General features: G+C 74.1%; 19 protein-coding genes and 1 pseudogene. 11 read left to right on the top strand and 9 right to left on the bottom strand.

Features of this window, described 5'->3' with window-relative positions; all coding sequences use genetic code 11:
- The 7 genes from B0E53_RS14775 to B0E53_RS14745 all read right to left on the bottom strand — a co-directional run.
- Positions 1 to 643, bottom strand: a 643-nt coding sequence (locus B0E53_RS14775) for a hypothetical protein (protein WP_210406065.1), incomplete at its 3' end; no start/stop codon positions are given.
- A gap of 4 nt (positions 644 to 647) precedes the next feature.
- Positions 648 to 1,469 carry an endonuclease/exonuclease/phosphatase family protein gene (locus B0E53_RS14770; RefSeq protein WP_246835402.1) on the bottom strand — a complete coding sequence of 274 codons (822 nt, stop codon included), beginning with the start codon at positions 1,467 to 1,469 and terminating at the stop codon, positions 648 to 650.
- Between the two features lie 22 nt (positions 1,470 to 1,491).
- Positions 1,492 to 2,982 carry a phosphatase PAP2 family protein gene (locus tag B0E53_RS14765; protein ID WP_107076593.1) on the bottom strand — a complete coding sequence of 497 codons (1,491 nt, stop codon included), beginning with the start codon at positions 2,980 to 2,982 and terminating at the stop codon, positions 1,492 to 1,494.
- Positions 2,983 to 3,051: 69 nt separating this feature from the next.
- Positions 3,052 to 4,053 (bottom strand): YihY/virulence factor BrkB family protein, encoded by a 1,002-nt coding sequence (locus tag B0E53_RS14760; RefSeq protein WP_107076592.1) that lies wholly within the window; start codon positions 4,051 to 4,053, stop codon positions 3,052 to 3,054.
- Complete coding sequence (locus tag B0E53_RS14755; protein ID WP_107076595.1) at positions 4,046 to 5,053, bottom strand: diacylglycerol kinase family protein; 1,008 nt, start codon at positions 5,051 to 5,053, stop codon at positions 4,046 to 4,048. Before B0E53_RS14755 ends, B0E53_RS14760 begins: the two co-directional genes overlap by 8 nt.
- Positions 5,054 to 5,167: 114 nt before the next feature.
- Positions 5,168 to 5,743 carry a Clp protease N-terminal domain-containing protein gene (locus B0E53_RS40120; protein WP_107076591.1) on the bottom strand — a complete coding sequence of 192 codons (576 nt, stop codon included), beginning with the start codon at positions 5,741 to 5,743 and terminating at the stop codon, positions 5,168 to 5,170.
- The gene (locus B0E53_RS14745) at positions 5,743 to 5,979 is read right to left on the bottom strand and encodes an HTH domain-containing protein (RefSeq protein ID WP_089010418.1); all 237 of its coding nucleotides are present in this window, start codon (positions 5,977 to 5,979) and stop codon (positions 5,743 to 5,745) included. The genes B0E53_RS40120 and B0E53_RS14745 overlap by 1 nt, the downstream gene beginning before the upstream one ends.
- Positions 5,980 to 6,085: 106 nt before the next feature.
- Between B0E53_RS14745 and B0E53_RS14740 the strand changes: the two genes are divergently transcribed.
- The 6 genes from B0E53_RS14740 (at position 6,086) to B0E53_RS14715 (ending at position 14,284) form a co-directional block, all read left to right on the top strand.
- Positions 6,086 to 6,886 carry a PP2C family serine/threonine-protein phosphatase gene (locus tag B0E53_RS14740; protein ID WP_107076594.1) on the top strand — a complete coding sequence of 267 codons (801 nt, stop codon included), beginning with the start codon at positions 6,086 to 6,088 and terminating at the stop codon, positions 6,884 to 6,886.
- Positions 6,887 to 7,043: 157 nt separating this feature from the next.
- Positions 7,044 to 7,877: a universal stress protein gene (locus B0E53_RS14735; protein ID WP_107076590.1), complete on the top strand. Its 834-nt coding sequence runs from the start codon at positions 7,044 to 7,046 to the stop codon at positions 7,875 to 7,877.
- Between the two features lie 128 nt (positions 7,878 to 8,005).
- Positions 8,006 to 10,408 (top strand): phosphoketolase family protein, encoded by a 2,403-nt coding sequence (locus B0E53_RS14730; protein WP_107076589.1) that lies wholly within the window; start codon positions 8,006 to 8,008, stop codon positions 10,406 to 10,408.
- Between the two features lie 52 nt (positions 10,409 to 10,460).
- Positions 10,461 to 11,327 carry a universal stress protein gene (locus tag B0E53_RS14725; protein WP_107076588.1) on the top strand — a complete coding sequence of 289 codons (867 nt, stop codon included), beginning with the start codon at positions 10,461 to 10,463 and terminating at the stop codon, positions 11,325 to 11,327.
- Positions 11,328 to 11,514: 187 nt separating this feature from the next.
- Complete coding sequence (locus B0E53_RS14720; protein WP_107076587.1) at positions 11,515 to 12,522, top strand: nitroreductase; 1,008 nt, start codon at positions 11,515 to 11,517, stop codon at positions 12,520 to 12,522.
- Between the two features lie 91 nt (positions 12,523 to 12,613).
- A complete protein-coding gene (locus tag B0E53_RS14715; protein WP_210406066.1) occupies positions 12,614 to 14,284 on the top strand; it encodes a GAF domain-containing sensor histidine kinase in 1,671 nt (556 codons plus the stop codon).
- Between the two features lie 21 nt (positions 14,285 to 14,305).
- On the opposite strand, the gene B0E53_RS14710 is transcribed toward B0E53_RS14715, so the two are convergent.
- Positions 14,306 to 14,944: a response regulator transcription factor gene (locus B0E53_RS14710; protein WP_107076585.1), complete on the bottom strand. Its 639-nt coding sequence runs from the start codon at positions 14,942 to 14,944 to the stop codon at positions 14,306 to 14,308.
- A 188-nt stretch (positions 14,945 to 15,132) separates the two neighbouring features.
- Here B0E53_RS14710 and B0E53_RS14705 point away from each other — a divergent pair, with 188 nt between their 5' ends.
- The gene (locus B0E53_RS14705; protein ID WP_107076584.1) at positions 15,133 to 16,107 is read left to right on the top strand and encodes a nitroreductase; all 975 of its coding nucleotides are present in this window, start codon (positions 15,133 to 15,135) and stop codon (positions 16,105 to 16,107) included.
- Between the two features lie 44 nt (positions 16,108 to 16,151).
- Here the strand turns inward: B0E53_RS14705 and B0E53_RS14700 are convergent, their stop codons facing one another.
- Positions 16,152 to 17,153 (bottom strand): NAD-dependent epimerase/dehydratase family protein, encoded by a 1,002-nt coding sequence (locus B0E53_RS14700; RefSeq protein ID WP_107076583.1) that lies wholly within the window; start codon positions 17,151 to 17,153, stop codon positions 16,152 to 16,154.
- 610 nt (positions 17,154 to 17,763) lie between these two features.
- On the opposite strand from B0E53_RS14700, the pseudogene B0E53_RS14695 reads away from it, so the two are divergent.
- The 4 genes and pseudogenes from B0E53_RS14695 to nrfD form a co-directional block, all read left to right on the top strand.
- Positions 17,764 to 18,349: pseudogene (locus tag B0E53_RS14695) on the top strand (hypothetical protein).
- A gap of 552 nt (positions 18,350 to 18,901) precedes the next feature.
- Positions 18,902 to 22,225, top strand: a complete 3,324-nt coding sequence (gene fdh, locus B0E53_RS14685; protein WP_146167671.1) for a formate dehydrogenase — start codon at positions 18,902 to 18,904, stop codon at positions 22,223 to 22,225.
- Positions 22,218 to 23,261 carry a 4Fe-4S dicluster domain-containing protein gene (locus B0E53_RS14680; protein WP_107076580.1) on the top strand — a complete coding sequence of 348 codons (1,044 nt, stop codon included), beginning with the start codon at positions 22,218 to 22,220 and terminating at the stop codon, positions 23,259 to 23,261. Before fdh ends, B0E53_RS14680 begins: the two co-directional genes overlap by 8 nt.
- The coding region (nrfD, locus tag B0E53_RS14675) for an NrfD/PsrC family molybdoenzyme membrane anchor subunit (protein ID WP_107076579.1) at positions 23,258 to 24,109 on the top strand (852 nt) is incomplete at its 3' end. The genes B0E53_RS14680 and nrfD, both read left to right, overlap by 4 nt.

Raw genomic sequence — 24,109 nt, 5'->3', positions numbered from 1 at the left:
CGGCCCGCCAGGCGGCGCGCAGGCCCCGACCCACCGGCACCGCGGTGTGCCGCCACACCCAGCCGAGGGCCAGCCCCAGCGGGCGCAGCGTCAGCCGGTAGAGGAAGCGCAGCACCCGGCCGGCGAGCCGCCAGGCCCAGACCAGCGCCGCCCCGACGACCCGGGCCACCCACCACAGACCCCGCCCCAGCAGCACCAGCCCCGCGGCCAGCGCCCGGCCGACCGGGGCGAGCAGCCGGGCCAGCCACCGCAGCGACGGCACCACCAGCTCGCCGAACAGCCAGGCCAGCGGGATCAGCAGCAGGTGCCGCGCCAGCCAGCCCAGACCCCGGGCCAGCCACACCAGCGGCTGCCCGACCAGCGTCCGGAGCACCCAGGCCAGGGGCCGCCACAGCGCGTGCCGCAGCAGCCAGCCCAGTGGCCGCAGCAGCCAGTGCCACAGGAACCGTCCGACCGGGGTGAGCAGGTAGCGGTGCACCGCCCGGCCGGTCGCGGCGACCAGCTCCCAGAGCAGGCGTACCGGGAGCACCACGGCCAGGGCGACGGCGCGGACGACGGCCGCGATCAGCGGCAGCTCCGCGGAGTCCGGGACGGCGGGCGGCCGGGACGGGTCGGCGGGACGGAGGGTGGAGGGGCCGGTCACGGCGTCACCGTAGTGGCCGCCGGCAACCGCTCCGGTCAGCCGGGGGCCAGCGCCAGGTCGGCGACGACCGGGAGTGGTCGGAGGCGCTGTCCGCGTCGCCGCCGCGGACCACCCGGACCGTGCGGGCCGCCGCGGCCAGCGCCGGGGTGGCGAGCAGGTAGTCCAGCCGCATCCCGGCGAACTCGGCGCCGCCGTGCCGGGTCGGCACGGTCAGCCCGTCCGACTCGCCGCCGCCGGAGTGCCGCCAGAGGTCGACCAGGCCGGCGTCGAGCAGCCGGGCCACCGCGCGGGTGTCGACGGTACGGCCGTCGCGGCGCAGGTGGCGCCGCCGGTAGAGGGCGGCGAGCCCGGCCAGCCGGGCGGTGTGGTCGACACCCGGCTCCAGGGTGTTCAGGTCGCCGGCGAGCAGGGCCAGCGCTCCCCCGGTCCGCCGCACCGCCACCGCCAGCCAGTCGGCCTCCATTCGCCGCCCCCCACCCGAGTACGGGTTCAGGTGGGTGCTGAACAGGGTCAGCGGGCCCTCCCCGGTGGCCACCTGGACCCGGGCCGTGGCGTGGTGGAACGGGCGTCGTACCCGGCCGGAGCGGAGCACCCGCAGCGGCGGGCGGACCAGCACGGCCACCGGCTGCCCGAAGCAGGACCGGGCCAGGTGCGGCACCATCCCGGCCCGCTCCGCCAGGTCGGCCAGCCCGCCGCCCCGGTCCAGGCCGCGCAGCTCCTGGAGGGCCAGCAGGTCGGGGCGCTGCGCGGCGACCACGGCGACGATCCGGTCCCGGCGGTCGGTGCAGTCGCGGTCCCGCCCGCCGGTCCGGATGTTCCAGGTCATCACTCGCAGCATCGGCGCCCGGTCAGTCCTCCCGGCCGGCACTGGCCAGCTCGTCGTCCAGCTCGTGCACCTGCTCCGACTCGATGGCCGGCCGGTTGCCCCGGCGTACGTCCTCGTTGGGGCGGACCACCCACCAGAGCAGCGGGAGCCAGAGGGCGCCGAGCAGGATCGCGCCCATGAAGTCGGTGGGGTGGTGCATGCCCCGGTACATCCGTGAGGTGGCCACCCCCACCGGCATGATCACGGCCAGCGCCACGAAGAGCCAGCGCCACCAGCGGTCGGTGCGCGGCAGCACGATGATCGCCATGGCGGTCCACAGGCAGATGGTCGCCGCGATGTGCCCGGACGGGAAGGACGAGGTGGGCATCTGCCCGTCCAGGTTCTCCACCGGCGGGCGGGGCCGCTCCACCACCCGGGCGCTGGCCAGGAAGAGGCTCAGCTCGCCGAACATCGCCAGCACCACGAAGAGCACCGGCCGCCAGCGCTTCCAGACCGCCAGCACGATCGGGCAGAACACCAGCGAGACCAGCAGGATGGCGTGGGTGTCGCCGAACTTGCTCCACCACCAGCTCAGGTCGGTGAGCGTGTCGGTGCGCCGGTCGGCGAACCAGCGCGGGACCTCGGTGTCCAGGGTGTCGAAGACGGTGCCCTTGGCGTGGTGGCTCACGTACATGCCGAAGGCGTAGAGCGCGCCGAAGACGAGCACCCAGCCGACCAGCAGCTCGGCCACCGACGAGCGGGGGTGCTCCAGCACGTGCTCCTCGGCCGGCGCCGGCTTGATCTCCCGCCCCGCCTCGGGCTCCAGGCCCTCGGTGAGCGAGGGGACCGGCCGGCCGCGCTCGCGCCGCCACAGCCGGAAGGCGTACGCGGTGACGCCCAGCCAGGCCGCGCCGAGCAGCCAGCCGCCGAGCACGTCCGAGACGAAGTGCACGCCCAGCGCGATCCGGGTCAGCCCGACCAGGAGAACCAGCACGGCGGCGATCGCGATGGCCGGCTTGCGCCAGCGCGGCGCCACGGCCGGCAGGAACACCAGCAGCAGCGCCCCGTACGCGACGAACGAGCCGAGCGCGTGGCCGCTGGGGAAGCTGTTGCCGGGGGCGCTGGCCACCGGCACGTCCACCACCGGGCGCAGCCGCCCGACCAGCGCCTTGAGCGACGGGTCGAGGATCAGCCCGCCCACCCCGGTGATGATCAGGTAGACGGCGAGCCGGGACTGGCGGCGGATCAGCAGGCCGACCACCGCGATGGTGATCAGCCAGATGAGCACCGGCCGGCCGCCCAGGTCGGTGACCGCCTGGAGCACGGTGACCAGCGGGTGGTGCGGCGCCACCAGGCCGTTGAACCACTCGGCCGCCTCGTGGTCGGCGTGGTACAGCGGCCCCCAGTGGAACCGGACGAGCATGAGCAGCACGCCGAACCCGACGCCCGCGCCGGCCACGACGAGCAGGCCCGCCAGGCTCCGCTCGGCGAAGTGGCCGAGCGGGCGGCGCGTCGCCTCCTTGACCGCGGTCACCCCGCACCTCCCTTGTCCTCTGCGAGGCGCGCTGTACCCGATTCCCGCTCCGCGTACACGCAGGGGCCGTCAGAGGGCGGTCATGTCCCCGGTGTCGACCAGTTCCTCGCGCTCGGCCTCCGGCTCCCAGAGGTCGGGCTGGGCGGGCTCCTCCACGCCGATCCGCATGGCCTCCAGCTGGGCGGCGAAGGCCAGCCCCCCGAAGAGCGCCATCCCGGTCAGGTTGGCCCAGAGCAGCAGGGCCATCATCCCGGTCAGCGCGCCGTACGTCTGGCCGAATCCGCCGCTGTACTTCACGTAGGCGGCGAGCAGCAGGCTGGCCAGCCACCAGAGCGCGGTGGCGATGCCGGCGCCGAAGAAAAGCCAGGACAGCCCGGGCTGCTTGCGGCGGGGAGCGTGCCGGAACAGCACCGCAACGGCGAGCACGGTCAGGCCGAGGCTGAGCGGCCAGCGGATCACGTCCCACGCGGCGTGGGCGGAGTCGCCCCATTCGTAGTGCCGCCGCACCGAGTCACCCATCGCCCGGCCGCCGACCAGGATCAGGAAACCGGTCAGCGCGGGCACGCCCGCCATCAGCGCCAGGACCGCGGCGCGCAGGTACTTGGTCAGCGCCGGGCGGTCCCGCTCGACGCCGTAGATCCGGTTCGCGCCCCGCTCGATCTGCGCCATCGTGGTGGTCAGCGCGATCAGGCCGGTCAGCAGACCGAGGGTCAGCGCCAGCTCACCGGCCCGCTCGGTGCGCTCGGTGTCGGCCAGCAGCTCCTGCACCACGGACTCGCTCTGACCGGGGGTGATCGCCAGCACCGTGTCGGCGACCACCTTGCCCCCCTCGTGCACGCCGAGGTCGGTGATCAGACCGGTGAGGGCGATGAGGAACGGCACCACGGCCAGGCAGAGCTGCAACGCGAAGGCCCGGGAGTGGCTGAAGCCGTCGCCGTAGCGGAACCGGATGAAGGCGTCCCGGAGCAGGTGCCAGCCGCCGTGCCGGCGCAGGGTGCGCCAGGCGTCGTCGGCGGAGAGTTCGTTCTCCGCCATGAGCCGGGTCTCCGGGACAAGCTTGGTGCTACTCACGGCGGCCCTCCTCGACCAGCCGCCCACCGCGCTCGGCGGCGGCGTCGGCGTCCACCGACAGGTCGGGGTGGCGCGCCGGTCGCGGCACGCAGAGCCAGAGCGATCCGGGCCGGATCTCGGCCTTCAACGACCGGCCCGGCTCGATCAGGTCGCCGTCGAGCTGCCGGGGCTGCGCCCGGTTGCTGGTGATCTCGACCTTGCGGCCCCGGAACACCTCCATCCGGGGCACGCTGCCGCGTCGCCGCAGCACCGCCCAGCCCATGGCCAGCCAGTGGCCGAGCGTCCGCGGCGTCAGCACCGCCACGTCGAGCCAGCCGTCGTCCGGCTCGGCGTCGGTGAGCAGGCGTACCCCGCCCTGGAGCCGGCCGACGTTGGCGATCAGCACCGAGCGGGCCCGCCGGCGCAGCGGCGGCCCGCCGTCGATCCGGATGGAGACCCGCATCGGCCGGTCCCGGAGGTGCTTGGCCGCGCCCATCAGGTAGGCCGGCCAGCCGATCCGCTTCTTGGTCGTCTCGGAGGTGGAGTCGAGCATCTGCGCGTCGAAGCCCATCCCGGCCATCACGGCGAAGCACTGGTCGCCGACCGCGCCGACGTCGAGGCGGCGCATGCCCCGCTCGACGGCGACCTCCAGCCCGGCGGCGAGGTCGTTGGAGAGGCCGAGGTTGGCGGCGAGCAGGTTGCCGGTGCCCTGGGGCAGCACGGCGAGGGCCACGTCGGTGCCGGCCAGCGCGGTGACGCAGGCCATCACGGTGCCGTCTCCGCCGCAGGCGAAGACGACCTCGGCGCCGGCCTCGACGGCCGCCGCGGCCTGGCCCCGGCCGGTGTCCTCGACCGTGGTCTCGTACCAGGTCGGCTCGGGCCAGCCGGCGGCGGCGAGAGCGCCGCCCACCGTTCGGCGGAAATCGTCGAGATCGGTCACCTTGACCGGGTTGACCACCACGGCCGAGCGCGGGGTGTGGTTGTCCGCGGTCACCGGGCGCTTGTCGTCTCCACCGTCCACGGCGCCAGTGTGCAGCAAGCGGGGCGGTGCAGCGACCCGGCGGGCACGGACGTTGCGAGAACCGCAAACAGGTTTGAACCCGGCCGGCCCCGTGACGGTGACCGGCCGGATCGGTCAGGCTGCCGTGCGCAGCGCCGCCTCGACCCGCCGGCGCAGGTCGTCGAGGTCGGCCCCGGCCTCGGTGAGCACCAGCGCGGCCAGCCCGTTGCCCTCCCGCAGCAGGCCGAGCAGGATGTGCTCGGTGCCGATGTGGTGGTGGCGCAGCCGCAGCGCCTCCCGCAGGGACAGCTCCAGCACCTTCTTGGCCCGTGGCGAGAACCGGCCGTTGTCGGGGCGGCGGCCCCACCACCGGCGCGGGGCGGGGGTCGCCTCGCGCAGCGCGTCCGGGCCGAAGGACTCCTCGATCCGGGCGACGATCGCGGCGAGGTCGATGCCGATCTCGCGCAGCGCCGCCGCGTCCGCCGCGCCGAGGCCGTCGACGCCGTGCGCGGTGTGCCGGGCCACCGCCGCGCGCAGGTCGTCGGCCCGGATGCCGCCGGCCGACAGCACCCGCACGGCCAGGTTGTCGCCGTCGGCGAGCACGCCGAGCAGCAGGTGCTCGGTGCCGACCGGGCGCCGGCCCTCGGTGCGCGCCTCGTCGACCGCGTGCCGCACCACCGCTCGGGCCCGGTCGGTGAACCGTTCGAACATCACGCCTCCCAGCTTCCGCGGACCGCCGGTCGCCCGGCGTGCTTCTTGTGGACCGCCTGCCGGCTGACCTCGAGGGCGTCGGCGATCTCCTGCCAGGACCAGCCCTGCCGTCGGGCGTTGTCCACCTGGACCACCTCCAGCCGTTCGAGCAGCCGGCGCAGGGCGAGCACGGCCCGCAGCCCGACCTTCGGGTCGGTGCTGCCGGCTGCCGCCGCGAGTTCCGTCGCCTGACTCATGCTGTCAACTTAGGTTGACACGGTCGTTGTGTCAACCCCGGTTGACACAGCGACACGTGGCCGCGACGTGCCGATCCGCGACCCGGACCGGTGTTACGGTCCGCAGGTGTTCCGCCGCCGCCCGCTGGACCAGCCGGTCCAGGCCCCCCGCCGGCTGGCCGTCGGCCGGCTCGCCCTGGAGGTCGCCGGGGGCAGCGTGGTCGGGCACCGCTACCCGGAGAACTTCGACGTGCTGCACGTCGACCCGGACCTGCCGCTGGTCGCGGTCGCCGACGGCATGGGCGACGGCGAGGGCAGCCGGGTCGCCGGCGCCACCGCGATGAGCACCTTCGTGGCGCAGGTCCGCGCCGGCTGGCCGGCGGTCCACGCCGCCGGGCTGCGCGCCGCCACGGCGGAGACTCAGCTCCGGGTACGCCGGGCCGGGGCGGGACTGGCCGGGCTGACCGGGTGCACGCTCACCGCCCTGGTCGCCGAGCCGGACGGCGGGCAGGGCTGGCTCGTCCAGCTCGGCGACTCGCGGGCGTACCGGCTGCGCGACGGGCTGCTGGAGCTGGTGACCGTCGACCACACCATGGCCTGGCTCGGCCTGCTGCACGGCTGGTGGCCGCCCGACTCGCCGGAGGCGGCCCGGGCCCGCTACCAGCTGCTGCGTTACGTCGGCCACCCCGACAGGCCCGAGCCGGACCTGCTCGCCGTGCCGCTGCACAGTGGGGACACCTGGCTGCTCTGCACCGACGGCGTGAGTGACCAGCTCGGCTACCACCGGCTGCGGGACCTGCTGTCCGCGCGGCGCGACCCGGCCCGGACCGTGCGGGCGCTGCTCGCCGCCAGCCTGGCCGAGGGCGGCGAGGACAACGCGACCGCGGTGGTCGTCCGCGTCCACCCGACCCTGCCCACCCCCCGCTGACCCCGCCCCACGACCGCCGTACCGGCTGATGGTCGACACCGTGCACGCGGTGGCGGCCCGGTCGTACCGGAACCGGCTCAGTTCCGCCGACCCGGTCCGGGCGCGCGACCACCCGACTACCGTGGGTGAGGAGAGCCTGGTCGGGAGGTGAGCCGGGATGCCCGCACCCACCCACGGCGCGGTGGTGGTCGGCGTGGGCAGCTCGGCCGAGGACCTCCAGGTGGTCCGTACGGCCGCCGCGGAGGCTGCCGCGCACGACCGGCCGCTGCACCTGCTGCACGCCTTCAACTGGGCGGCGGCCCTGGAGTCGTTCTCGGTGAGCGGCCCGCGCGCCGCCGCCGAGGAACTGCTGGAGCAGGCCGGGCAGGCGGCCGCCGAGGCCGCGCCCACGGTGCCGGTGACCGACGAGATCGTCGAGGGCTCCCCGGTCGAGGCGCTGATCCGGGCCTCCGACTCGGCGTTCCTGCTGGCGGTCGGCGACGGCGGCATGGCCGGCTGCGCGGCCTGCGTACCGGCCGACGCGCCGGCCGTGCAGCTCGCCGCCCGGGCCGGCTGCCCGGTGCTGGTCGGCCGGCTCGATCCGCCCCCGCCGGGACCGGTGCTCGTCGGCTTCGACGGGTCGGAGAGCTCGCGCGCCACCCTCGGGTACGCCTTCGACTGCGCCGAACGCCGGGGCGCCCGGCTGCTCGCCATCCACGTGGTGGAGCCCAACCAGCACCCCGACGGCGATGACGGCCTGCTCGACGAGGCCGTCGCCCGGCACGCGGCCCGGCATCCCCGGGTGGCTGCCGAGTGCCACACCGTCCGCGGCGACCCCGGGGCCGTCCTGCTGGAACAGTCGCGCTCGGCGCAGGTGGCGCTGGTCGGGGCGCGCGGCGACGAGCCGTTGCGGGGCATGCTGGGCGCGGTCAGCCAGACGCTGCTCTACCACTCACCGGCCCCGGTGATCGTCGTGCGTGGACTCGACCCCGACGACGAGGACGGGTCGTGACGCCCGCCCGACCCGGGACCTACGGCCCTGACGCGTCCGCCGGCCGCAGGGCGAGGCTGGACGTGCCGGGGGCGGCGGATCCGCTCCCGGGTGGCAGAAGACCCCGAGCCGCGAGAGGCTAACGCAGCATGGACACCGCTCTGGACCTGCACAGCCCGCTGACCGAAGACGAGCTGCGGCGGCTTGACGCCTACTGGCGGGCGGCGAACTACCTGACCGTCGGGCAGATCTACCTGCTCGACAACCCGCTGCTCCGCGAGCCGCTCAAGCCCGAGCACATCAAGCCGCGGCTGCTCGGGCACTGGGGCACCAGCCCCGGCCTCAACCTCCTCTACGCGCACCTCAACCGGGTCATCGTCGCCCGGGACCTGTCCGCCATCTTCGTCACCGGCCCGGGCCACGGCGGCCCCGCCCTGGTGGCCAACACCTGGCTGGAGGGCACGTACAGCGAGCTCTACCACCACATCCCCCGCGACGAGACCGGCATGCAGCGGCTGTTCCGCCAGTTCTCCTTCCCCGGCGGCATCCCCAGCCACGTGGCGCCGGAGGTGCCGGGTTCGATCCACGAGGGCGGCGAGCTGGGGTACGCGCTGAGCCACGCGTACGGGGCCGCGTTCGACAACCCGGACCTGCTGGTCGCGTGCGTGGTCGGCGACGGCGAGGCGGAGACCGGGCCGCTGGCCGGGAGCTGGCTGTCCAACGTCTTCCTCAACCCGGCGCGGGACGGGGCGGTGCTGCCCATCCTGCACCTCAACGGCTACAAGATCGCCAGCCCGACGGTGCTCGACCGGATCCCCGCCGAGGACCTGCTGGAGATGATGCGCGGCTACGGCTACCAGCCGTACGTGGTCGAGGGCGACGACCCCGCCCGGGTGCACCAGAGCCTCGCCGCGACGCTGGACCGGGCGGTCGACGAGATCGCCGAGATCCAGCGCCGGGCCCGCTCCGGCGGCGAGGTCGAGCGACCCCGCTGGCCGATGATCATCCTCCGCACGCCGAAGGGCTGGACCGGGCCGAAGGACGTCGACGGCAAGCACGTCGAGGGCACCTTCCGCGCCCACCAGGTGCCGATCGACGAGGTCCGGGACAACCCGGCGCACCTGGCCGAGCTGGAGCGCTGGCTGCGCAGCTACCGGCCCGAGGAGCTGTTCGACGCCACCGGCGGGCCGGTCGCCGAACTGGCCGAGCTGCCCCCGACGGGCGACCGGCGGATGAGCGCCAACCCGGTGGCCAACGGCGGGCGGCTGCTGCGCGACCTGGAGCTGCCGGACTTCCGTGACTACGCGGTCGACGTCGAGGAGCCGGGCGCACCCATGGCCGGCGCCACCGGCGCGCTGGGCCCCTGGATCCGCGACGTGATCTCCCGCAACCCGGAGACCTTCCGCCTGTTCGGGCCCGACGAGGTCGCCTCGAACCGGCTCGGCGCCGCCTTCGAGGTCACCGACCGGGCGTTCGTCGGCAACCGGGTCCCGGGCGACGACCACCTCTCCCCCGACGGACGGGTGATGGAGGTGCTCTCCGAGCACCTGTGCCAGGGCTGGCTGGAGGGCTACCTGCTGACCGGCCGGCACGGCGTCTTCACCAGCTACGAGGCGTTCATACACATCGTCGACTCGATGGTCAACCAGCACGCCAAGTGGCTCAAGGTGACCCGGCACATCCCCTGGCGGGAGCCGGTGGCGTCGCTGAACTACCTGCTCTCCAGCCACGTCTGGCGGCAGGACCACAACGGGTTCTCGCACCAGGACCCGGGCTTCATCGACCACGTGGTCAACAAGAAGGCCGAGGTGGTCCGGGTCTACCTGCCGCCGGACGGCAACACCCTGCTCTCCACCATGGACCACTGCCTGCGCAGCCGGCACTACATCAACGTGGTGGTGGCCGGGAAGCAGCCGGCGCCCAACTGGCTGACCATGGACGAGGCGGTCCAGCACGCCCGCCGCGGCCTGGGCATCTGGGACTTCGCCAGCACCGACGACGGCAGCGAGCCGGACGTGGTGCTCGCCTGCGCCGGCGACGTGCCGACCCTGGAGACGCTGGCCGCGGCCGACCTGCTCCGCCAGCACCTGCCCGACCTGAAGGTCCGGGTGGTCAACGTGGTCGACCTGATGCGCCTGCAGCCACCGTCGGAGCACCCGCACGGCCTGCCGGACAGCGAGTTCGACACCATCTTCACCCGCGACAAGCCGGTCATCTTCGCGTACCACGGCTACCCGTGGCTGATCCACCGGCTCACCTACCGGCGGACCAACCACGAGAACCTGCACGTCCGTGGCTACAAGGAGGAGGGCACCACCACCACGCCGTTCGACATGGTGATGCTCAACGACCTGGACCGCTTCCACCTGGTCATCGACGTCATCGACCGGCTGCCCGGGCTGCGCTCGCGCGCCGCCCACCTGCGCCAGGAGATGGTCGACACCCGGCAGGCCTGCCGCGACTACACCCGCCGGTACGGCGAGGACGACCCCCGGGTCGCCGAGTGGCGCTGGATCCGGGAGACCGACCCGGGTGTGCGGAGCGGACAGTGATCATGCGGAGTGAGCCTGCGGGCCCCGCAGCCGCGAACGAAAGGCCAGCACAGTGAACAGCGAGGAGATCCTGGTCGGCTACGACGGCTCCACCGACGCGTCGGTGGCCCTGGACTGGGCCCTGGACGAGGCGGGCCGCTCGGGCCGGCCGGTCCGGCTGGCGTACGTCTTCGAATGGTTGACCGTGGCCGGCTGGATCGGTCCCGGGGTGGCCCCCGGCGTCTGGCCCGACGAGACGGCCCGGCGACAGGTCGAGGACCTGGTCCGCAAGGCGGCGGCGGACGCCGCCGCCGAGCGGCCCGGGCTCACCGTGCGGGGAGAGGTCTTCGACGGGCCGCCCGCGCTGGTCCTGCAGGAACGCTCCGCCGACGCGCAGATGCTGGTGCTGGGCAGCCGGGGCCACGGCGGCTTCGCCGGCCTGCTCGCCGGTTCCACCGCCGTCTCCGTCGCCGCCCACGCGCACTGCCCCGTGATCGTGGTCCGGGACGGCCAGCCGGCCACCTCCGGGCCGGTGGTGGTCGGCGTGGACGGCTCCCCCTCCTCCGTGCAGGCGGTCGGTTTCGCCTTCGAGCGGGCCGCGCAGCGGGACGTGCCCCTGCGTGCGCTGCGGGTCTGGGAGCCGCCCGGCGAGCGGTGGGTGCCGCGGGGCTTCGACCCGGAGGAGGCCAGCGCCACCGAGCGCGCCGCCGCCGAGGCGGACCTGGCCACCTGGCGGAAGTCCTTCCCGGACGTGCCGGTCGAGGTGGTGGCGAACCCGGGCAGCGCGGCGGCGCTGCTGGTCGAGGAGAGCCGCGCGGCGCAGCTCGTCGTGGTCGGCTCCCGGGGGCGGGGCGGGCTGCGCGGGATGCTGCTCGGCTCGGTCAGCCAGCAGCTCATCCACCACGCGCAGTGCCCGGTCGCGGTGGTCCGCGAACGCTGACCCCCCGTGTGGATCGTCTCGGCGGCGGTGCGGCCCGGGAGGGCGAACCTGGGTGATGCGACGGGTCGAAGGGCCCGCACGGGCGGCGCGTGCGGTCGGCCCGGCCAGGACCGAGGATGGAGCGGCATCACCACCCGGGCGACCCGGGCGTGGGGCACGATGGGGAGAAACAGGAAAGGTCGTGACGATGAGCCACGAGATGCCGGCTACCGATCGCCCGCTGACCACCGCGCTCGCGGAGGCCGCCGGAATGGCCGGCCACGCCCCTTCGGTGCACAACACCCAGCCGTGGCACTGGACCGTCCTCCCCGACTCGCTGGAGTTGCGCGTGGTCCGGGAGCGGCACCTCAGCGCCCTGGACCCGGAGGGCCGGCTGTTGGTGGTGAGCTGCGGCGCCGCGCTGCACCACGCCCGGGTGGCGCTGGCCGCCGAGGGCTGGACGCCGGTGGTGGAGCGCATGCCCGACCCCGGCCAGCCCGATCTGGTCGCCCGGCTCACCGGACTGAAGCCCACCGGCGCGGACCCGGACGCCATGCGCACGGTCCAGTGCATGCAGGTCCGCCACACCGACCGCCGGCCGGTCAGCGACGAGCCGCTCCCGACCGCCGTGCTGGGCGAGATCGACCGGGCGGCCACCCGGGAGGGAGTCAACCTGCAGGTGCTGGACGACGACCAGAAGATCGAGCTGGCCGCCGCCGCCCAGCAGGCGGCCGCGGTCGAGAAGGGCAGCCCGGAGCTGCAGGAGGAGCTGGCGTACTGGACGAGCCGGGCCGCCCCCGGCACCGGGCTGCCGCCGGAGGTGCTGCCGGAGCAGGCTCCCCAGACCACCGTTCCGGCCCGCGACTTCGGCCCCGGCACCCTGCCCGTGGGTGAGGGGCACGACCGGGCCGCCGTCTACGGGATCCTCTGGGGCAGCGAGGACGAACCGGACAGCTCGCTGCGCGCCGGCGAGGCGCTCTCCGCCGCCTGGCTCACCGCCACCCGGCACGGCGTGTCCCTGGTGCCGCTCTCCGGCGTGGTGGAGGTCGAGAGCACCCGCCAGACGCTCCGGCAGATGCTCTCCGGCCTGGGCTTCCCGTACATCTCGGTGCGCCTCGGCCTGGCCGACCCGACGCACGCCGGCCCGCCGCACACCCCGCGGCTGGAGACCGCCCAGACCGTCGACACCTCGGCGGTACGCGGCCAGCTCCCCTGACGGATCTCGTCCGCCGGCCACCGGGCGATAGCATCGTCCGGTGGCCGGCGCACCGAACCCCCGCAACGAGCACGCCACCCCGTCGCTGGGCCTGACCCCGCTGTCCCGGGTGCGCCTCGACGAGCTGCTCCAGGAGATGCTGGACCGGGTCGGCGAAGTGGTCACCAACCGGGAGCGGCTGCGCGCCCTGCTCGACGCGGTCGTCGGCATCGGCACCGACCTCGACCTGCGCAGCACCCTGCAGCGGATCGTGGAGTCGGCCTGCGAGCTGGTCGGCGCCCGCTACGGCGCGCTCGGCGTGATCGGCCCCGACCGGCTGCTGCACGACTTCATCGTCCACGGCATCGGCGACGAGCTGCACGCCCAGATCGGTGACCTGCCGCACGGGCGGGGCGTGCTGGGCCTGCTCATCGACGACCCGCGTCCGCTGCGGATGCCGGACATCACCCAGCATCCCAGGTCCTACGGCTTCCCGCCGAACCACCCGCCGATGCACAGCTTCCTCGGCGTCCCGGTGCGGATCCGCGACCACGTCTTCGGCAACCTCTACCTCGCCGAGAAGCAGGGCGCCGCGGAGTTCACCGAGGACGACGAGGAGATCGTGGTCGCGCTCGCCGCAGCGGCCGGCGTGGCGATCGAGAACGCCCGCCTCTACGCCCTGGCGCACCGGCGGGAACGCTGGCTGGCCGCGACCGCCGAGATCACCTCGGTGCTGCTCGGCGAGGTACGCCGCACCGACGCGCTGACCCTGGTGGCCCGGCGGGCCCGGGAGGTCGCCGAGGCGGAACTGGCCCTCGTGCTGCTCTACGACGAGGACGAGCGCCAGTTCACCGTCGAGGTGGTCGACGGCGCCGACGGCAGCGCGCGGAAGCTGGTCGGCGAGGTGCTGCCGGCCGACGAGACCACCTTCGTCGGCTCGGTCACCGAGCGCCGCCACGAGCTGCTGGAGAACCTCGCCGAGGCGGCCCCGTGGTCACACCCGGTGGTCGCCGGGCCGGCCGTGGTCTCCCCCCTCGCCGCGGCGGACACCCTGCACGGCGTGCTGGTCATCGCGCACCTGCCCGACCGCGGTCCCGCCGCCGAGGACGACGTGGCCCTGCTCGGCAGCTTCGCCGGCCAGGCCGCGCTGGCCATGGAACGGGCCCGGGGCCAGGAGGAACGGGAGCTGCTGGTGGTCCTGGAGGACCGCGAGCGGATCGCCCGCGACCTGCACGACGTGGTGATCCAGCGGCTCTTCGCCACCGGCCTGCAACTGCAGAGCGGGGCGATGAACGCCCGCCCCGAGGTGGCCAAGCGGATCAACCAGGCGGTCGACGACCTGGACGCCACCATCCGCGACATCCGCCGCACCATCTTCGAGCTGCGCACCCCGATGAGCGCGGCGCTGCGCACCGAGATCCGCGAGGCGATCGAGGTGGCCGCCGAGTCGCTGGGCTACCGGCCCGACCTGGACCTGGTCGGCCCGATCGACAGCGCCGTCCCGGACCAGCTGCGCCCCGAGCTCACGGCCGTGCTCCGGGAGGCGCTCTCCAACGCGGTACGCCACGCGCACGCCGACCGGGTGTCGGTGCGCGTGCAGGTCGACGCCGGGTGGGTGAGCGTCACGGTCACCGACGACGGGGTGGGCTGCGAACCCGAGGCGGCCCGCAGCGGCCTGGTGAACCTGCGCGAGCGGGCCGAGCGGCTGGGCGGCGAGTTCCAGCTCAGCCCGGTCACTCCGCACGGCACCGAGCTGCGCTGGAGCATCCCGCTGCTCGACTGACCGGGCGGGGCGCCCCGCGCCTCAGTTCGCCTTGCCGAGCAGCCGGGTGGCCAGCACCGCCGCCTGCGTACGCCGCTCCAGGCCGAGCTTGGCCAGCACGCTGGAGACGTAGTTCTTCACGGTCTTCTCGGCGAGGAACATCTTGCCGGCGATCTCCCGGTTGGTGAGCCCCTCGGCCACGTACTCCAGGATCCGCCGCTCCTGCTCGGTGAGGGACTTCAGCTCGCGCGGCTGCTCGACGCCGCTGCGGATCCGCTCCAGCACCCGGGTGGTGATCGCCGGGTCGAGCAGCGACTGCCCGGCCGCCACCCGCCGAACCGCGTCCACGAGGTCGGTGCCGCGGATCTGCTTCAGTACGTAGCCGGCCGCACCGGCCATGATCGCCGCGAAGAGCGCCTCGTCGTCCTCGTACGAGGTCAGGATCAGCCCCTTGATCGACGAGTCGACGGCGCGGATGTCCCGGCAGACGTCGATGCCGTTGCCGTCCGGCAGCCGGGCGTCGAGGATCGCCACGTCGGGGCGGAGCGCCGGAATGCGGCGGGCCGCCTCCTCGGCGGAGCCGGACTCGCCGACCACCTCGATGTCGCCGCTGCTCTGCAGCAGGTCGGCAAGGCCACGGCGGACGACCTCGTGGTCGTCGAGCAGGAACACCCGGATCATCCGTCCTTTCTACCCGCCGCCCGGGCGTTCCGCAGGGGCCGAAGGTCCCTACCGTCGCACGCCGCGGCGGGGCATACGGACCCGCCGAGGTGGGGACCTCCGGCCCTGCTCACGCCCCCGCCCGGTGACGCACCGTGGGGATGGACCGACCGGCAGGGCGGCACCGCCCGCACGGAGGGAGCAACACCATGACCACGGGCTACACCGTCGAACGGCTGCGGGCCGCGGCCGCGGACGCGGTACGCGCGCCGTCGCTGCACAACACCCAGCCATGGCGGTTCCGGCTGCGCGACGGCGGGATCGAACTCGCCGTCGACCCGCTGCGCCGGCTGCCGGCCACCGACCCGAGCGGCTGGGGCGCGCGGATCGCCTGCGGGGCGGCCCTGCTCAACCTGCGGCTGTCGCTCGCCGTGGCAGGCACCCCGGCCACGGTCCGGCTCCGCCCGTACCCCGGCGACCCGGACGTGGTGGCCCGGCTCGTCCCCGACGTGCCGCGCCGCCCCAGCCCGGCCGAGCAGAGCCTGCACGGGGCGATCGCCCGCCGGTTCAGCAACCGGGCGCCGTTCTGGCCCGACCCGGTCCCCGCCGACGCGCGCTGGCGTCTCGGCGAGGCCGCCCGCGCCGAGCAGTGCTGGCTGGAGCTGGTCATCGGCACCAGCGCGGTCAACGCCTTCGCCGAGATCGCCCGCAGCGCGCACCGGGTGCTGGAGCGCGACCCCGCGTACGTCACCGAGCGGACCGAGTGGATCCGCTCCGAGCCGTCCCCCGACGGGGTGCCGGCCGCCGCGGGCGGGCCGCAGGGCGAACCGCAGGACCTGCTGCCGCAGCGCGGCTTCGGCGGCCGCAACCGGGCGCCCGGCCGGGACTTCGAACCGGAGCCGCTCGTCGCCGTGCTCGGCTCGACCGGGAACACCGCCACCGACCAGATCGTCGCCGGGCAGGCCCTGCAGCGGGTGCTGCTCACCGCCACCGACGCCGGGCTGGCCGTGTCGATGCTCTCCCAGCCGGTCGAGGTCCCGGGGGCGCGGGAGGCGCTGCGGCTGTCCCTGGGCCGGTTCGGCGCCCCGCAGATGGTGATGCGGATCGGGTTCGGCCAGCCCGGCCGCGCCACCCCGCGCCGCCCGGTCGACGAGGTGCTCGACCTGCCGGTGGTGCAGGCCTGACCTCACCTCGCCGCTGCCGTCCCCGCAGGGCGGCGGTGCCGAGGTCAGGCCGGTAGGGCGGCCAGGAGGGCGGCCTCGCGCTCCGGGGCCAGGCCGACCGCCGCCCGCGCCGGACGCCCCGCGCGGGCCGGCACCCGCCCGACCTCGCGTAGCCAACGCCAGGTGTCCGTGACCGTCTCGGCCGCCGGCCGGCAGGTGAGGCCCGCCGCGTGCGCGCGCTCGACGTCCCGCTCCTGCAACCAGCGGTACTCGTGCCCGCGCGGGATCCAGATCGGCAGGTCGTTCCAGGGCTCGACGCCCGCCGCCAGCAGCGCGTCCGGCTCCGTCCAGCGCAGCGTCGCCGTCGCGCCGGTCGCCGCCACGGCCGCGTCGAGCAGCTCACCCATCGTCGTGTGCCCGGTCCGGCTGACCACGTTGTACGCCCCGCCGACGCCGTCGATCCCCCGGTCGAGCAGCCAGATCGCCAGGTCCCGCGCGTCGACGTACTGCACCGGCAGGTCGCGCGGGCCGGGCGCCAGGACCTCCCCGCCCCGGGCGATCCGGTGCAGCCACCAGGGCAGCCGCCCGATGTCCTCGCCCGGCCCGAGGATCAGCCCGGCCCGCACCAGCAGCGCCCGGTCACCGAACACCGCCACCGCGGCCCGCTCCCCGCCCGCCTTGTTGTGCGCGTAGTCCCCGTCGCCCGCGTCCGCCTCGGCGGCGAAGACCGGCGCGTCCTCGTCCGTGCCCAGCCCGACCGGGGGCGCGTAGACGGAGCCGCTGGAGACGTAGACGTAGTGCGGCACCGCCCCGCTCAGTGCGCGCGCCGCGTCCCGCACCGCCCGCGGCGCACCGTCCCAGGTGTCCACGACCAGGTCCCACCCGCCACCGGCGAGCGCCGCCAACCCGTCCGGCGCGGTGCGGTCACCCCGCAACCGGCGTACGCCCTCGGGCACGTTGCCGTGCAGCCCCCGGTTGAACACCGTCACCGACCAGCCGCGGCGGACCGCCTCGTTCACGACGGCCCCACCGACGAAACCCGTACCACCCAGCATCAGCAGTCTCATGCGTCCCACCCTGCCTCCCGCCCCGGCCGCAGTGAGCAATGTTCACGGTGAGCGGATCTGCCGAGGGCAGAACCAACAGAGATCGACTTCGCCGGCCGACCGGCGGCGCACCCTGTCGCGCGCCCGCCCCGAATCTTGGCGACCTACCGTTCACAGCGAAACGAAACTCTCCAAGATTGCATTGGTAGTCACAGAAATGTCCGGTTCCCGCCGTCCGTTGCCGGCTGAGCGGGACGCCATGGGTGTCTCCGGGGCCCGGATACACCCATGCCGTTCCATCGACCGGTGTCGGCTTGGGCGGGCTGTCCGGTTCGCCAGGTGACCGGCGGCACCCTGACGGCGGAATGGCGGGCGGGTGGGCGTCGTTGAATCCCCGTGAACGGCCGAGGAAGACGCCCCGCCAGGCGGGGCGGCCCGGGCCCGGAATGATGGTGGGCCGCCGGTCGTTGTACATGGTCCCGGCGCCGCGAAGAGGCCCTCGCCCCGCGCGCCGGATGATCCCCCCAAGACTTTCCGCCCTTTTGAGCGCCTGACGGTGCTTGCGCACACCACCCCATCCGACCCCCCGGTCGGTGTGCTGTGCGCCAACCCCCGAATGGAGCTTTCCCTCATGAACACGATGCTGCGTAAGAGCGTGCTGGGTATTGCTGGTCTGGCTTTCGCCGGTGGTTTCGCCGGTCCGTCGCCGCCACGCCGACGCCCGTCCCGTCGAGGCCAAGCCGGTCGCCGTGGCAGTGCAGGCCGACAAGCCGGACAGCGCCAAGCTGATCCCGCACGGTGTCCAGGGCGCCCAGTCGAAGATCACCCTGAACGACGAGCAGACCGCGAACGCCAAGGCGATCATCGCCGCCACCAAGAAGGCCGGTCTGCCGGAGCGGGCCGCGGTCATCTCGATCGCCACGAGCCTGCAGGAGTCGAAGCTGGAGAACCTGGGCCACCTCGGCGACCGCAACGACCATGACTCGCTGGGCCTGTTCCAGCAGCGCCCGTCCAGTGGTTGGGGTACGCCGGAGCAGATCACCGACCCCGAGTACTCCACCCTCGCCTTCCTCAAGGGCCTGAAGCAGGTTGACGGTTGGCAGGACATGCCGCTGACCGAGGCCGCCCAGACCGTGCAGGTCTCGGCGTACCCGGACGCGTACGCGCAGTGGGAGCAGCAGGCCGCCGACATCGTCGCCCAGCACTGGAACAGCTGACCCACACACACGAACCGCTGGCCGGCACCCGCAACACGGGGTGCCGGCCAGCGGCGTACCCGGGAAAAGAGCGCAAGGACGCGTGGTGATGGACCACGGCGGGCTGGGGGCGAGGGTGACCGGCGCAGGGATCAAGCCTGACCGCCCGGAGCCGGTCACCCTCGCCCCCAGCCCCAAGCGCAACCAAGCTCCGCCCCGAAACTCGCAGCCCCGACCGCAACCAAGGCCCGACCCGGACCGCAACCACTGGAAAACGGACCCGTGACCGCAGTCACCGAGACGGCACGGAAGAACAGACGACCCAGTACCGTTGTGCAGAGCGTCGGTGTGTCCAGTGTCCCCGGGCCTCACCTAAATTGCCTTCGCGGAATACCGTCCGGCTGGAGCCGCGTCGCGCCACTCGCCGAGAGGCGACCTGCACACCGACGCCCAGCGGCGCCCCGACCATCCGGCCGGGGCGCCGCTGTTTTGCTGCTCGGGTCGCGGGCGCTCCGCGGCTGGCCTAATGTTCAGAAGGTCAGCTAGCCGCCAGCCGGGAGGGGGTGCGCCGCGATGGGTCTGAAGACCTTCATCCAGGGTTGGCCGGTCTACCGGCAGCTCACCGGCACCGACCCGCTCGGCCGGGGCGCCGCCGCGCAGTCGGCCCGCTCGGCGGCGCTCACCGCGCGCACCGAGACCGCCGACAGCATGGCCCGGTCGGTCTGCCCCTACTGCGCGGTGGGTTGCGGGCAGCGGGTGTTCGTCAAGGACGGGCAGGTCACCCAGATCGAGGGCGACCCGGACAGCCCCATCTCCCGCGGCCGGCTCTGCCCGAAGGGCTCGGCCAGCAAGAGCCTGGTGACCAGCCCGCTGCGGCAGACCAAGGTCCGCTACCGCCGGCCGTACGGCACGGAGTGGGAGGACCTGGACCTCGACGTCGCGCTCGACATGATCGCCGACCGGGTCCTCGCCGCCCGCGACGAGACCTGGGAGGACATCGACGATCAGGGTCGCCCGCTCAACCGGACGCTGGGCATCTCCAGCCTGGGCGGGGCGACGCTGGACAACGAGGAGAACTACCTCATCAAGAAGCTGTTCACGGCGATGGGGGCGCTCCAGATCGAGAACCAGGCCCGCATTTGACACTCCGCCACCGTCCCCGGTCTGGGGACCAGCTTCGGTCGCGGCGGCGCGACGGACTTCCAGCAGGACCTGGTCAACGCTGACGTCATCGTCATCCAGGGCTCCAACATGGCCGAGGCCCACCCGGTCGGTTTCCAATGGGTGATGGAGGCCAAGAAGCGCGGTGCCAAGGTCTTCCACGTGGATCCCCGGTTCACCCGGACCAGCGCGCTGGCCGACACGTACCTGCCGATCCGGGCGGGTACCGACATCGCGCTGCTCGGCGGCGTGGTGCGGTACATCCTGGACAACGAGCTGGACTTCCGGGAGTACGTGCTGTCGTACACCAATGCGGCCACCATCGTCAGCGAGCGGTTCGCCGACACCGAGGACCTTGACGGGCTCTTCTCCGGCTATGACCCCGAGCGCAACAGCTACGACCAGTCCAGCTGGCAGTACCAGGGCCACGGGGGGCGGCGCCCGGCGGCGGACACCGCGAAGGAGCGGGAGACCGCGGCGGGCCTGCGGCACGAGTCCCACGGCATGCCCGTGGCGGCGGAGACCCAGCGGGACGAGACGTTGCAGCACCCGCGCTGTGTCTACCAGATCCTCAAGCGGCACTTCTCCCGCTACACCCCGGAGATGGTGGCCCGGGTCTGCGGCATCCCGGAGGAGAAGTTCCTGGAGCTGGCCCGCGCCTGGACGGAGAACTCGGGCCGGGAGCGGACCGGCGCGCTGGTCTACTCGGTGGGCTGGACCCAGCACAGCGTCGGCGTGCAGTACATCCGCACCGGCGCGATCATCCAGACCCTGCTGGGCAACATGGGCCGGCCGGGCGGCGGCATCCTGGCGCTGCGCGGGCACGCCAGCATCCAGGGCTCGACCGACATCCCGACCCTGTTCAACCTGCTGCCCGGCTACCTGCCGATGCCGCACCACGCCAACCACCCGACCTTCGACGAATGGGTGGACAGCATCCGGCACCCCGGCCAGAAGGGCTTCTGGGGCAACTCCCGGGCCTTCGCGGCGAGCCTGCTCAAGGCGTACTGGGGTGACGCGGCGACACCGGAGAACGACTTCTGCTACGGCTACCTGCCCCGGATGACCGGCGACCACGGGACGTACCAACAGGTGCTGAACATGATCGACGGGAAGGTGAAGGGCTACTTCCTGCTCGGCCAGAACCCGGCCGTCGGCTCGGCGCACGGGCGGGCCCAGCGGCTGGGCATGGCGAATCTGGACTGGCTGGTCGTCCGCGACCTGTTCATGATCGAGAGCGCCACGTTCTGGCGCAACAGCCCGGAGATCGCCACCGGCGAGATCGTGCCGGAGGAGTGCCGCACCGAGGTGTTCTTCCTGCCCGCCGCGTCGCACGTGGAGAAGGAGGGCACCTTCACCCAGACCCAGCGGCTGCTCCAGTGGCGGGAGAAAGCCGTCGGCCCGCCGGGCGACTGCCGTTCCGAGCTGTGGTTCTTCTGCCACCTCGGCCGGGTGCTGCGGGCGAAGCTGGCCGGCTCCAGCAAGCCCCGCGACCGGGCGCTGCTCGACCTGACCTGGGACTACCCGACGCACGGCCCGGACGCCGAGCCGAGCGCCGAGGCGGTGCTCAAGGAGATCAACGGCTACGAGGTGGCCACCGGCCGCCCGCTGTCCGCGTTCGCCGAGGCCAGGGCGGACGGCTCCACCGCGGTCGGCTGCTGGATCTACTCCGGCGTCTACGCCGACGGGGTCAACCAGGCCGCCCGCCGCAAGTCCCGGCACGAGCAGGACTGGGTGGCGGCCGAGTGGGGCTGGGCCTGGCCGGCGAACCGCCGCATCCTCTACAACCGCGCCTCCGCCGACCCGGAGGGCCGGCCGTGGAGCGAGCGCAAAAAGTACGTCTGGTGGGACGCGGACAAGGGCGAGTGGACCGGCTACGACGTGCCGGACTTCGAGAAGACCAAAGCGCCGAGCTACCGGCCGCCCGACGACGCCTCCGGGCCGGAGGCCCTTGCCGGGGACGACCCGTTCGTCATGCAGGGCGACGGCAAGGCCTGGCTGTACGCGCCCACCGGAGTGCTCGACGGGCCGCTGCCGACGCACTACGAGCCGGCCGAGTCGCCGATGCGCAACCCGCTCTACGCGCAGCAGGCCAACCCGACCCGCAAGGTCTACGAGCACCCGGTGAACTCGGTCAACCCGAGCCCGCCCGAGCCGCACAGCCAGGTCTTCCCGTACGTGTTCTCGGTCAGCCGGCTCACCGAGCACCACACGGCCGGCGGCATGAGCCGGACCGTGCCGCGCCTGGCCGAGCTGCAACCGGAGATGTTCGTCGAGGTGTCCCCGGAGCTGGCCGCCGAGGTCGGGCTGGCGCACCTCGGCTGGGCGCACCTGGTCAGCGGCCGCGCGGTGATCGAGGCGCGGGTGCTGGTCACCGACCGGCTCACCCCGCTGCGGGTCGACGGCCGGGTGATCCACCAGCTCTGGCTGCCGTACCACTTCGGTAGCGAGGGCCTGGTCACCGGCGACTCCGCCAACGACCTGTTCGGCATCACCCTGGACCCGAACGTACTCATCCAGGAGAGCAAGGTGGGCACCTGCGACGTGCGGCCGGGCCGGCGGCCCACCGGGCCGGCCCTGCTCGATCTGGTCGCCGACTACCAACGGCGGGCCGGGATGACGCCGGGCCGGAAGGTGCCGATAGTCACCACCGGCGCGGCGGGCGGGAAGGACGCCGCCGGCAGCACCGACGAGCGGTCCGCCGACGCGGCGCGGGACAGGGGCGGGGATGCCTGACGCCAACAGCCTCTACGGTCCGCTGGACCCGGCCCCGGACGCCGGCTGGGTCGAGGCCGGCCCGCGGATGGGCTTCTTCACCGACACCAGCGTCTGCATCGGCTGCAAGGCCTGCGAGGTCGCCTGCAAGGAGTGGAACGGCGTCCCGGACTCGGGCTTCGACCTGCTCGGCATGTCGTACGACAACACCGGCGCGCTGACCGCCAACTCCTGGCGGCACGTCGCGTTCATCGAGCAGCCCCGCCCGGCCGGGCACCGGACCCCGCCGTTCGAGGACAACCCGACCGGCCCGCCGAGCAGCGCGCGGAGCGCCGCGACCGCCGCCGGCACGGCCACCGACACGGGCACCGACCCGGGGGTGCCGCCTGGCCGGCCGGAGCCGGCGGCGCGGATGGCGGCCGGCCCGGAGTTCCTCGGCATGCCCGGCGCCCAGCCCCCCGGGCGGGCCACCGGCGCCGACACCCGGACCGACTTCCGCTGGCTGATGATGTCGGACGTCTGCAAGCACTGCACCCACGCGGCCTGCCTGGACGTCTGCCCGACCGGGTCGCTGTTCCGCACCGAGTTCGGCACCGTCGTGGTGCAGGAGGACATCTGCAACGGCTGCGGCTACTGCATCTCCGCCTGCCCGTACGGCGTGATCGACCAGCGCAAGGACGACGGCCGGGCCTGGAAGTGCACGCTCTGCTACGACCGGCTGGGCGCCGGGCAGACGCCGGCCTGCGCGCAGGCCTGCCCGACCGAGTCCATCCAGTTCGGGCCGGTGGACGAGCTGCGGGAACGCGCCGCCCAGCGGGTAGGCCAGCTGCACGACCGCGGTGTGCCGGAGGCGCGCCTCTACGGCCACGACCCGACCGACGGCGTCGGCGGCGACGGCGCGTTCTTCCTGCTCCTCGACGAGCCGGAGGTCTACGGCCTGCCGCCGGACCCGGTGGTCACCACCCGGGACCTGCCGAAGATGTGGAAGCGCGCCGGGCTGGCCGCCCTCGCCATGGCGGCGGCGGCCGTCGCCGCGTTCGTCGGAGGTTCGTCGTGAGTCCGGAGCGCCCTGCCGTCGGCGACCTGTTCCGCCGCTTCCGCGAGCGACTCGCCGTCGGGGGACCCGCCCGCCCCGGCGAGCCGGGTGGCGACGCCCCGAAGGCGGGCGCCCCGAACGGGAGCCGGGCGGTCGGCACCGGGGCCGGCGTGGCGCGCACCGACGCCGGGGCCGCCGGGGCCGGGCTGGCACCCCAGCCGCCCCGCGACGTCCCGCCGATGGAACGGCGTCGGGGCCGCCGCCGGGGTGGCGGCGGGGAGCAGCTCACCGTGCCGCCCGCCGAGTTCACCTCGTACTACGGGCGGCCGATCCTCAAGGCGCCGGTGTGGAAGTGGGACATCGCCGCGTACCTGTTCACCGGTGGGCTCGCGGCCGGGTCGTCGCTGCTGGCGGCCGGCGGCCAGCTCACCGGCCGGCCGGCCCTGCGCCGTGCCGGCCGGGTCACCTCCCTCGCGGCGGTCAGCGCCAGCGCGTACTTCCTCGTGAACGACCTGGGCCGGCCCAGCCGGTTCCACCACATGCTGCGCGTGGCGAAGCTGACCTCGCCGATGTCGATGGGCACCTGGATCCTCACCACCTTCGGCCCCGCGGCCGGGGTCGCGGCGGTCGCCGAAGCCGCGCCCTGGCTGCCGGATCGGGGCGTGCTGGGCATCGGCCGGCGGCTGCTGCCACCCGTCGGGCACGCCGCCGGCCTGGTCGCCGCGGTCACCGCGCCGGCCCTGGCCACGTACACCGGGGTGCTGCTCGCCGACACGGCGGTGCCGTCCTGGCACGAGGCGTACCCGGAACTGCCGACCATCTTCGCGGGCAGCGCGCTGGCCAGCGGCGCCGGCGTCGGGCTGCTCGCC

Origin of the sequence: Micromonospora sp. MH33 (genome assembly GCF_003013775.1) — a bacterium.
Taxonomy (GTDB): Bacteria; Actinomycetota; Actinomycetes; order Mycobacteriales; family Micromonosporaceae; genus Micromonospora; species Micromonospora fulviviridis.
Note: the sequence above shows the minus strand (reverse complement) of the source record. Positions and strands in the feature narration are given on the sequence as shown.